At 70.7% G+C, this 9,278-nt stretch carries 6 protein-coding genes and 1 pseudogene; 5 read left to right on the top strand and 2 right to left on the bottom strand.

Going from position 1 to position 9,278, the window contains the following annotated elements:
- Together AC27VN_RS23030 and AC27VN_RS23025 are read right to left on the bottom strand one after the other, a co-directional pair.
- A partial coding sequence (locus AC27VN_RS23030; RefSeq protein ID WP_490878020.1) for a hypothetical protein occupies positions 1-502 on the bottom strand: 502 nt, incomplete at its 3' end.
- 137 nt (positions 503-639) lie between these two features.
- Entirely contained in the window at positions 640-1,758 is a 1,119-nt protein-coding gene (locus AC27VN_RS23025; RefSeq protein WP_490878019.1) for a Fic family protein, read from the bottom strand.
- Between the two features lie 254 nt (positions 1,759-2,012).
- On the opposite strand from AC27VN_RS23025, the gene AC27VN_RS23020 reads away from it, so the two are divergent.
- The 5 genes and pseudogenes from AC27VN_RS23020 to AC27VN_RS23000 all read left to right on the top strand — a co-directional run.
- A complete protein-coding gene (locus tag AC27VN_RS23020) occupies positions 2,013-3,908 on the top strand; it encodes a diguanylate cyclase domain-containing protein (protein ID WP_490878018.1) in 1,896 nt (631 codons plus the stop codon).
- Between the two features lie 32 nt (positions 3,909-3,940).
- The gene (locus AC27VN_RS23015) at positions 3,941-4,999 is read left to right on the top strand and encodes a TRAP transporter substrate-binding protein (RefSeq protein WP_490878017.1); all 1,059 of its coding nucleotides are present in this window, start codon (positions 3,941-3,943) and stop codon (positions 4,997-4,999) included.
- Positions 4,996-8,016 carry a bifunctional diguanylate cyclase/phosphodiesterase gene (locus AC27VN_RS23010; RefSeq protein WP_490878016.1) on the top strand — a complete coding sequence of 1,007 codons (3,021 nt, stop codon included), beginning with the start codon at positions 4,996-4,998 and terminating at the stop codon, positions 8,014-8,016. Before AC27VN_RS23015 ends, AC27VN_RS23010 begins: the two co-directional genes overlap by 4 nt.
- Positions 8,017-8,061: 45 nt before the next feature.
- Positions 8,062-8,706, top strand: coding sequence for a Rossmann-fold NAD(P)-binding domain-containing protein (locus AC27VN_RS23005; protein WP_490878015.1), 645 nt, complete (start codon positions 8,062-8,064; stop codon positions 8,704-8,706).
- A 195-nt stretch (positions 8,707-8,901) separates the two neighbouring features.
- A pseudogene (locus tag AC27VN_RS23000) lies at positions 8,902-9,278 on the top strand (hypothetical protein); the annotation flags it as partial.

Genomic DNA, 9,278 nt, shown 5'->3' with positions numbered 1-9,278 from the left:
CGGGCTGCCCGGTCGGCGGATCCTGCGCTGCCCGCACGAAAGTGCCGGGGGTCGGACCGTCGCCGCGGTTCTCGATGCGGTCGAACAGCCGTTCCTGGCCGAACACCAGCTGCATCCAGCTCGGATAGCTGAAGCCGCCGCCGGTGCCCGCGTCCACCGCCACGCCGATCAGGCCGCCGATCATGATGTTGCCCACCATGCCCACGTTGGCACGCGAGATGGCTTGCCCCACGGCCGCCGGATGGTTCGGGTGCGTGCAGCGCACCATCAGGTTCCCGCCCGAGCGGCGGACCTTGGTCTCGACGCCCGATGGCGCACTGGCCGTGCCCTTGTCGTTGGACATCTGGCAGTCCGCCTGGGTCACGACCTCGCCCGCCTCCGTGCGGGTTTCCAGCTTCACGTTCTGTTCCGTGCCATGGGTGATCGATGCACAGCCGGCCATCCAGCCGCTCAGCACCACCATGCCCACGAGTCCCCACCTCCGAATACCGGTCATCGTCATGTCATCTCCTCCAGTGTTGTTCTATCGCGCGGCGGAGGATAGCTGGTGGAGGCAAGGTCGGCTTCGATATCGTGCGGCGTGTCGCGCGGATGCTGCATCCGGCAAGAAGAGGGCGCGACGCAGCCGATGCATGGGCTTCAGAGCTCCATCAGCTCATAACCGGTACTGCGCCCACCTCCCGCCGACTTCTTCAGCACCCCCAGCGCCAGCAACTGCGCGATGTCGCGCAGCGCCGTGTCCGGCGAGCACTTGGCGATGGCGGCCCACTTGCTGCTGGTGAGCTTGCCTTCGAAGCCGTCGAGCAGGCGGTTGAGCAGCTTCGCCTGGCGTTCGTTCACCGGCGTGCCGGCCCAGCGCTGCCAGAAGCGCGCCTTGGCCAGCACGCCGTCGAGCGTGAGCTGCGCACTGGCGGTGGCCCGGCCCAGCGTGCCGAGGAACCAGGCCAGCCATGCGGTGACATCGAGCGAGCCCTTCTGTGTGCGCTCGAGGATGTCGTAGTAGGCCTTGCGCTCGCGCTGGATCTGCGCCGACAGGCTGTAGAAGCGCTGCCCCGCGCCATCGGCACGGGCAAGGAACAGGTCGCCGACGGCGCGCGCGATGCGGCCGTTACCATCGTCGAAGGGATGCAGGGTGACGAACCACAGGTGCGCCAGGCCCGCCTTGAGGAGGGCAGGTTCGTCCGTCTCCCGGTTGGCCCAGGCCAGGAACGCTTCCACCTGCGCGGGCAGCATGTCCGCGGGCGGCGCCTCGAAGTGGACCTTGCGCCGGTTCACAGGCCCCGAGACGACCTGCATCGGACCGGCCGCGTCGTCGCGCCAGCGGCCCACGTCGATCTTCGACAGGCCCGAATAGCCGGTCGGGAACAGTGCCGCGTGCCAGCCGAACAGGCGGTCGGCGCTCAGGGGTTGGCCACTGCGCGAGGTGGCGTCGAGCACCATCTCGACCACGCCTTCCACATGCCGGTCCACGGGCGCCAGCGCGCCGATGTCCAGCCCGAGCCGGCGCGCGATCGACGAACGGACCGAGGCCACGTCCAACACCTCGCCCTCGATCTCGCTGGTCTTGACCACGTCGTCGGTCAGCGCCGCCAGGCTGGCCTGGTCGCGCAGCGCGAGCCCCACGTCGGCCAGGCGGCCCAGCAAGGTGCCCTGGGCGCGGCTCACATCGGCCAGGGGCTGGGCCAGGGCGGGCAGGTCGTAGCGCCACCGGGGCCAGTCGTCGGCCTGCCAGATGTAGAGGTTTTCTCCGCGCTCCATGCGGAGATTAGACGCCTGATTCGCCGCAAGCACAAACCATTCACCGCAATATCTGCGGTGAATGGGCCGTGCAATCACCGCACGAAAAAGCGGGAACGGCCCCGATCCGGCCTCCCTCGGGAAGACTCCCAAGCCGTTCGTCGGCCACCCGTGGCAACCAGGCCACGCCCCGCCCCACCCACCGAAGTCCGTAGGACACAATTGCAAACTTCTTCATTCATGCCGCCTGGCAGCGGCGCGTCTCCGTTCGCCCCATGTCCCTGGTATCCGCGTTCGTCCGGTCTCGCGCCTTCGAGGATGAGGACGGACCGGCACGCCTACGCGCCGCGCACCGCAGGCCCTGCCGGCACTGGCTGCTGGCGCTGTGGCTGCTGCTCGCCGCGCTGACCCCGGCCCTCGGCGCACCGCCACCCGGCAGCCAGCAACCGGTGCTCACGCTCTCGCGCCAGGCCGCCGGCCTGCCCGCGGTGCTGCAGCTCCAGTTCTTCGAGGACACGACCCGCGCCCTGGGCATCGACGAGGTCCGCACCCCGGCCCAGGAAGCGCGCTTCACCCTGCCCGACCAGCCGCTGCGCGGCCAGGAATCCGACCGGGTGCTGTGGTTCAAGCTGCAGATGCAGCTGCAGGACCCGGCCGATGCGACGCGCGAATGGCTGATGCTGGTGCCGACGGTGTCGACGCGCGACATCCGCTTCTACGGCCCCTTCGACACCACGGGCCATGCGCTGGCCGAGCCCGTGGTCACCGGCATGCGCCACCCCTGGGCCACGCGGCCGGCCGCCTCCGAGCAGATGGCCTGGCGCTTCGAGCTGCCGGGGCCGGGCGTGTACACGGTGTACTTCCGGGTCGAGTCGACCTTCGCGCGCATCTACGACGTGACGCTCTGGGACCCGGCCGACTACCTGCAGTCGACGCAGGACAAGCGCATGTTCGACGGCGTCAGCTACGGCCTGCTGCTCGGGCTCACGGTCTACGGCCTGGTGCTGTTCGTGGTGTTCGGCGAGGCGCTCTACGCCTACTACATGCTGGCCTGCCTCTGCGGCCTGCTGGCGCTCGCGAGCATCAACGGCCATGCGCTGCGCTACCCGTTCGCCCACTGGCCGGCCGGCGCCGGCTTCGCCTACACGGCCGGGCCCGCGCTGTGGGCGCTGTGCAAGCTGCAGTTCGGCCGGCGGCTGCTGCGGCTGTCGCACTTCGCGCCGCTGCTCGACCGGCTGGTGCAGGCCTTCTCGGTCGCGCTGCTGCTGGCCATTCCCTACGCGCACTGGGGCGCGCATCCGCTGATCACCTTCCGGCTGGTGCAGATGTCGGTGGTGGCCTCGACGGCCGTGATGGTGATCGGCGCGATGTTCGCGATCCGCCGGCGCTACTGGCCGGCCGTGCTCTATTGCATCGGGGTCGGGCTGCTGCTGGCGGGCATCGGCGCGATCGTGTTCGCGAGCTGGGGCTGGATCGAATGGGCGCCCGGCCAGATGAACGTCTCGCAGGCGGCGCTGGTGGCCGAGCTGGTGGTGTTCGCGGTGGCGATGGCCTCGCGGCTGCGGCTGGTGCTGCGCTCCGAGCAGGCGCTGACGGCGCGCACCCAGCAGCTGGTGGAAGCGCTGGGCACCGACGCGCTGACCGGCGCCGCCAGCCGCGCCGGCCTCGAGAGCCGCGGCGAGGAATGGCTGCGCAACGGCCAGCCGTTCGCGCTGATGCTGCTCGACCTCGACGGCTTCAAGGAGGTCAACGACGGCCATGGCCACGCGGTCGGCGACGCGGTGCTGGTGCAGACGGTGGCGCGGCTGCGCTCGCAACTGCGCGCGAGCGACACGGTGGCGCGCCTGGGCGGCGACGAGTTCGCGATCCTGGTGCCGGGCCGGGCCTCGCGCGAGGCGCTCGCGCAGATGGCACGCCGCATCGTCGACGCCGGCCTGCAGCCCATCGAGGCCGATGGCGCCGAAGTGTCGGTCGGCATGAGCCTGGGCATCGCCTGCAATCCCGAGGACGGCCGAACGCTGGCACAGTTGCTGCGTTGCGCCGACCAGGCGATGTACCGCGTCAAGCAGCAGCGCCAGGGACCGGGCTTCGCCTTCTTCGGCGACACGCACGCGGGCCCGGCGCGCCCCACCCAGGCCGGGCCGCTGGCCGGCGGAACGGGCATCGCCTGATGCGCCCGCCCACGCGAAGAAGGAGCCACGCCATGCCCCGCCTGCTCGCCGCCCTGCTGCTGCTCGCCGCGTTCGCCTGCCAGGCCCAGACCACGCAGGCGCCGGACACCCCGGTGCAGCGCCTGCGCATCGTCGGCGGGCTCGGCGGCATCACGCAGTACACGCGGCACGAGGAAAGCTTCTGGGCCCGGGAGCTCGCCGAACGCACCGGCGGTCGCTACAGCGCCAGCATCGTGCCCTTCGACCGCGCGGGCGTGCCGGGCCAGGAGATGCTGAGCCTGATCCAGCTCGGGGTGGTGCCCTTCGGCACCGCGCTCATGAGCCAGATGGCGATGCAGTTTCCCGAGCTCGGCACGCCCGACATGGCCGGGCTCAACCCCGACATCGCGACCCTGCGCCGGGTGGTCGCGGCCTTTCGCCCCTACCTGGCGGGCGCGCTGCGCGAGCGCTACGGCGCCGAGCTGCTCGCGATCTACATCTACCCGGCGCAGGCCGTGTTCTGCAACCGGCCGGTCGCGCGGCTGGCCGACCTCGCGAAGCGGCGCGTGCGCGTGTCGAGCGCCACGCAGGCCGACTTCATCCGCGCGCTCGGCGCCACGCCGGTCTACACCGAGTTCGCGGCCATCCTGCCGAACATGCGCTCGGGCAACACCGACTGCGCGATCACCGGCACCATGTCGGGCCACACGCTGGGCCTGCATGCACTCACGAGCGCGCTCTACACCATGCCGCTGAGCTGGGGCCTCGCGGTGTTCGCGGCCAACCGCGAGAACCTCGAGGCGCTGCCGCCCGACCTGCAGGCGGTGCTGCGCCAGGAGCTGCCGAAGCTCGAGGCCGCGGTGTGGGCCGAGTCCGAACGCGAGACCACCGAGGGCATCGCCTGCAACACCGGCGCCGACGCCTGCACCAAGCCCGTCCGGGGCCGCATGACCGCGGTCACGCCCACGCCGCAGGACGAGGCGCGGCGGCGCGAGATCTTCGCCACCCGCGTGCTGCCGGCCTGGCTGCAGCGCTGCGGCCCGGTCTGCGCGCAGGTCTGGAACGACACCGTCGGTCCCGTGGTCGGCATCCGCGCCCCGCTCGTGCGATGACGCAGCGCTTCTCCCGTCGCGTCGCCGCCGTGGTCTATGGCGTGGCGCTGCTGTTCCTCGGCACGCTGGCGACCGTGGCCGCCAGCATCACCTGGGAGGCGCGCGGCCGGGCGATCGAGAACGCCGAAACGCAAGCCATGCGCTTCGTCGGCGGCTCCGAGGCGGCGCTCAACCGCGCGCTGCTGAGCATCGACATGCTGCTGGCCGGCGCCGGCGAGCAGCTGCGCGCCGTGCCGCGCGAACGCCTCGCCGAGGAGGCCGGCCGGCCCGAGGTGCAGCGGCTGATCGTCAACCTGGTGCGGCAGAACCTGCTGGTGCGCTTCGTCGCCTTCGTCGACGCGGACGGCACGCCGCTCGCTTCCTCCGACCGGCGCGGCGCGCGGCTGCCGATGGCGCTGCCCGAGGGCTTCGCGCGCTCGGTGCTGGTGCAGCCGCTGTCGACCATGGCCGTGAGCGCGCCGATCGCCAGCCCGGCCACGCTGCAGAAGGTGGTGTTCTTCGCGCGCGCCGTGCCGCTGGCCGACGGCAGCCGCGTGCTGGCCGTGGCCGAGGTGCAGATCTCGCTGCTGGCCATGGTGACGACGCAGGGCGCGGCGATCCCGGGGCTGGAGATCACGCTCGAGCGCGATGCCGGTCCGCTGCTGGTGAGCGTGCCGGCGCGCGACGACCTGCTGGGCCGGCAGCTCGAACCCGCGCTCAGCGAACAGACCAGCGACGGCAAGCCCGTGCGCATGGCCGCGCGCCTGAGCGGCGTGCCCGCGATCCTGGTGGCGCGCCCGACGCTGCACCGCAACCTGCTGATCGTCGCGAGCATCCCGCTGGCCGCGGCGCTGCGCGACTGGCGCGAGGAGCGCGACCGCATCGCGTGGACCGGCGCCGTCATCGGCGCGCTGATCCTCGCGATCGCGGCCTTCACCCACCTGCAGCTGCGGCGCCAGTGGCAGTCGCGGCAGGAGCTGGTGCGCTCCAAGGCCACGCTCGACCAGGCGCTCGAATCGATGATCGGCGGCTTCGTGCTGCTCGATGCCGACGACCGCGTGCTGGCCTGGAACCACAGCTTCGTCGCGATGTTCCCGTGGGTGCGGCCGCTGCTCGCGCCGCAGCTGCCGTTTCGCGAACTGGTGGCCGAGACCGCGCGCCACGTGGTGCACGAGGGCGGCCCGCCCGGCTGGATGGCGCTCAACATGCCGCAGCTCGCGCAGGACCACTCCGAGCAGGAGGCGGTGCTCGAGGACGGCCGCGTGCTGCATGCCACGCGCAGCCGCACGCCCGACGGCGGCACCGTCTGCGTCTACCAGGACATCACGGAGAAGCGGCGCCACATGGCCGCCATCGTCGAGAGCAAGGCCCAGCTGCAGGCCACGCTCGAGGCGCTGCCCGACCTGCTGCTCGAGGTCGGCCTCGACGGCATCTGCCACGGCCACCATGCGCCGCGCGTGCCGCTGCCGGGCATCCAGGTCGACCAGCCGGCCGGCCGGCGGCTGCAGGAGTTGCTGCCGCCGCAGGCGAGCGCGGAGGTCATGGCGGCGCTCAAGGAAGCCAACGAGACCGGGCGCTCGAGCGGGCGCCAGTTCGAGCGCCGCTACGCGCGCAGCAAGGCCTGGTTCGAGATCTCGGTCTCGCGCAAGGCCAGCGGCGCGCAGGCCGATCCGCGCTTCATCGTGATCCTGCGCAACATCACCGAGAGCAAGCAGGCGGCCGACGAGGTCGAGCAGCTCGCCTTCTACGACACGCTCACCGGCCTGCCCAACCGCCGCCTTCTGGTGGACCGCATCAAGCACGCCATCGATGCCGTGCCGGGGCGCTCGCGCTGGAGCGCGCTGCTGTTCCTCGACCTCGACAACTTCAAGACCGTGAACGACGCCCACGGCCACGACACCGGCGACGTGATGCTCAAGCAGGTGGCGCAACGCCTGACCGCCTGCCTGCGCCGCGGCGACACGGTGGCGCGGCTGGGCGGCGACGAGTTCGTCGTGATGCTAGCCGAGCTGCACGAGCGGCGGCTGATCGCGACCTCCGAGACCGAGGCCATGGGCGCGGCCATCCTCGAGCAGCTCAACCGGCCCTACCAGCTCGGCGGCCAGCAGCACCACAGCACCTGCAGCATCGGCGTGGCGCTGTTCGACACCGCCGATGCCTCGCTCGACGAGGTCATCAAGCAGGCCGACATCGCGATGTACTACGCCAAGACCGCCGGCGGCAACGCGCTGCGCTTCTTCGAGACCAGCATGCAGACCAGCATCACCGCGCGCGCGGCGCTGGAGAACGAACTGCACGCGGCCGTGGAGCAGCGGCAGTTCGTGCTGCACTACCAGAGCCAGGTCACGAGCGAGGACCGCGTGGTCGCGGCCGAGGTGCTGGTGCGCTGGCAGCATCCGACGCGCGGCCTGCTCGCGCCCGGCGAGTTCATCGCCGCGGCCGAGGACACCGGGCTCATCATCCCGCTCGGCCTCTGGGTGCTAGAGACCGCCTGCCGCCAGCTCGCGGCCTGGAGCGAGGACCCGCGACGCGCGCACCTGCAGCTGTCGGTCAACGTGAGCGCGCGGCAGTTCCGCACCGACGACTTCGTCAAGCAGGTCGCCCGCGTGCTCGAGCGCACCGGCGCCGATCCGCGCCAGCTCAAGCTCGAGCTGACCGAGAGCCTGCTGCAGTTCAAGGTCGCCGACACCATCGCCAAGATGAAGACCCTGGCCGGCATGGGCATCCAGTTCTCGATGGACGACTTCGGCACCGGCTTCTCGTCGCTGTCGTACATGATCCAGTTGCCGCTCAACCAGATCAAGGTCGACAAGTACTTCGTGCACGGCATCGGCCTGAACCCGAAGGTGGAGCTGGTGATCCAGACCATCATCGGCATGGCGCTCAACCTCGAGCTGCAGATCGTGGCCGAGGGCGTGGAGACGCAGGCGCAGCGCGAGTTCCTCGAGCGCCACGGCTGCCACCTCTACCAGGGCTACCTGTTCGGCAAGCCGAAGGCGCTGGAAGCCTACGAGCAGGACCTGGACGCACAGGCCTGATCGAGCCGCACAATGGCCCGCAGTGAACCACGCGAGGCGATCGACATGAAACTGCTGCTGTTGGGTGCGACGGGATTGGTGGGCGGCCGGGCACTGCAGCTCGCGCTCTCGAACGACGCCTTCTCCGAGGTGATCGCGCCGACGCGAACGCCGCTCGCGGCCCACGCCAGGCTGGTGAACCCGGTCGCCTCGAAGCTCGAGGACCTGGTGCCGGCGTGCATCGCGCACCGGCCCGATGCCGTCGTCTGCGCGCTGGGCACGACGCAGGCCAAAGCCGGTTCGAAGGAGGCCTTTCGCCACGTCGACCACGAGCTGCCGCTCGCCTTCGGCCGGGCCGCGCACGCCGCCGGTGTCGGCACCTTCGCGATCGTCACGGCCATGGGCGCGTCGGCCAGCTCCCTCTTCTTCTACCCGCGCACCAAGGGCGAAGTGGAGCGCGACATCCGCGCGATCGGCTTCCGCTCACTGACCATCTGCCGCCCGAGCCTGATCGGCGGCGAGCGCAATGAAGAAAGGCGCGCGGAGGGCATGGCGCTGACCTGGGCGCGGCGCCTGGGGCCGGTTCTTCCGGCGCGATGGCGCGTCAATCCGGCAGCGGCCATTGCCGCGGCGCTGCTCGACGCAGTGGTCGCCGCCGCGCCCGGCTGCCACTGGATCAACTCCGAGGATATGCAATATATTTCCAAATAACGCCCATCCCCAAGGGCGTTTTCCGGGCCACGGCACAGCCCCGGAATTCAACTTCCATTGCACGGCGTATTCCCTAGCGAAGGGTTTACGTGTACGGCGCCGGCCCCTCCAGACAGGCTCAATACTGCATGCGTGTTGCCATTCACATTTGAGTGAATGCACTTTATTGCACGCATACACCCTGGATGGAGACCCATGAAAACAAACCCACCATTGATGCTCCCCGCCGCGCTCGCGGCGCTTCTCCTCACCGCTTGCGGTGGCGGCAGCGGCAGCCACACCGCGTTCCTGCCGATCGCCACCGGCACGCCCCCACCCCCAGCGAGCACCGCGCCGCTGACCTGCGATGACACGCTGAAGGCGAGCTTCAAGCCCGATGCGCTGACCACGGTGGTGGCGGTCAAGGCCTTCAAGAAAGGCGATGCGCTGATCCTCGGCGGCACGGCGCCCGCCGGGACGCCGCTGGCGGCCAATGACGTCTGCATGGTCAAGCTCAATGTCGGGCCCGGCAACCCTGGCCCCGCGGGCGCACCCTCGACCTCGCCGGGCATCGGCATCGAGGTGTGGCTGCC

The organism is Variovorax sp. 20P10.2.4 (genome assembly GCF_058244205.1).
The sequence above is the reverse complement of the archived record's forward strand: the minus strand, read 5'-3'. Positions and strand labels throughout refer to the sequence as shown.

Excerpts from the sequence above, each read along its gene's own strand:
- AC27VN_RS23025 (WP_490878019.1), bottom strand. The coding sequence starts at position 1,758 with ATGGAGCGCGGAGAAAACCTCTACATCTGGCAGGCCGACGACTGGCCC.
- AC27VN_RS23020 (WP_490878018.1), top strand. The coding sequence starts at position 2,013 with ATGTCCCTGGTATCCGCGTTCGTCCGGTCTCGCGCCTTCGAGGATGAG.
- AC27VN_RS23005 (WP_490878015.1), top strand. The coding sequence starts at position 8,062 with ATGAAACTGCTGCTGTTGGGTGCGACGGGATTGGTGGGCGGCCGGGCA.
- AC27VN_RS23015 (WP_490878017.1), top strand. The coding sequence starts at position 3,941 with ATGCCCCGCCTGCTCGCCGCCCTGCTGCTGCTCGCCGCGTTCGCCTGC.
- AC27VN_RS23010 (WP_490878016.1), top strand. The coding sequence starts at position 4,996 with ATGACGCAGCGCTTCTCCCGTCGCGTCGCCGCCGTGGTCTATGGCGTG.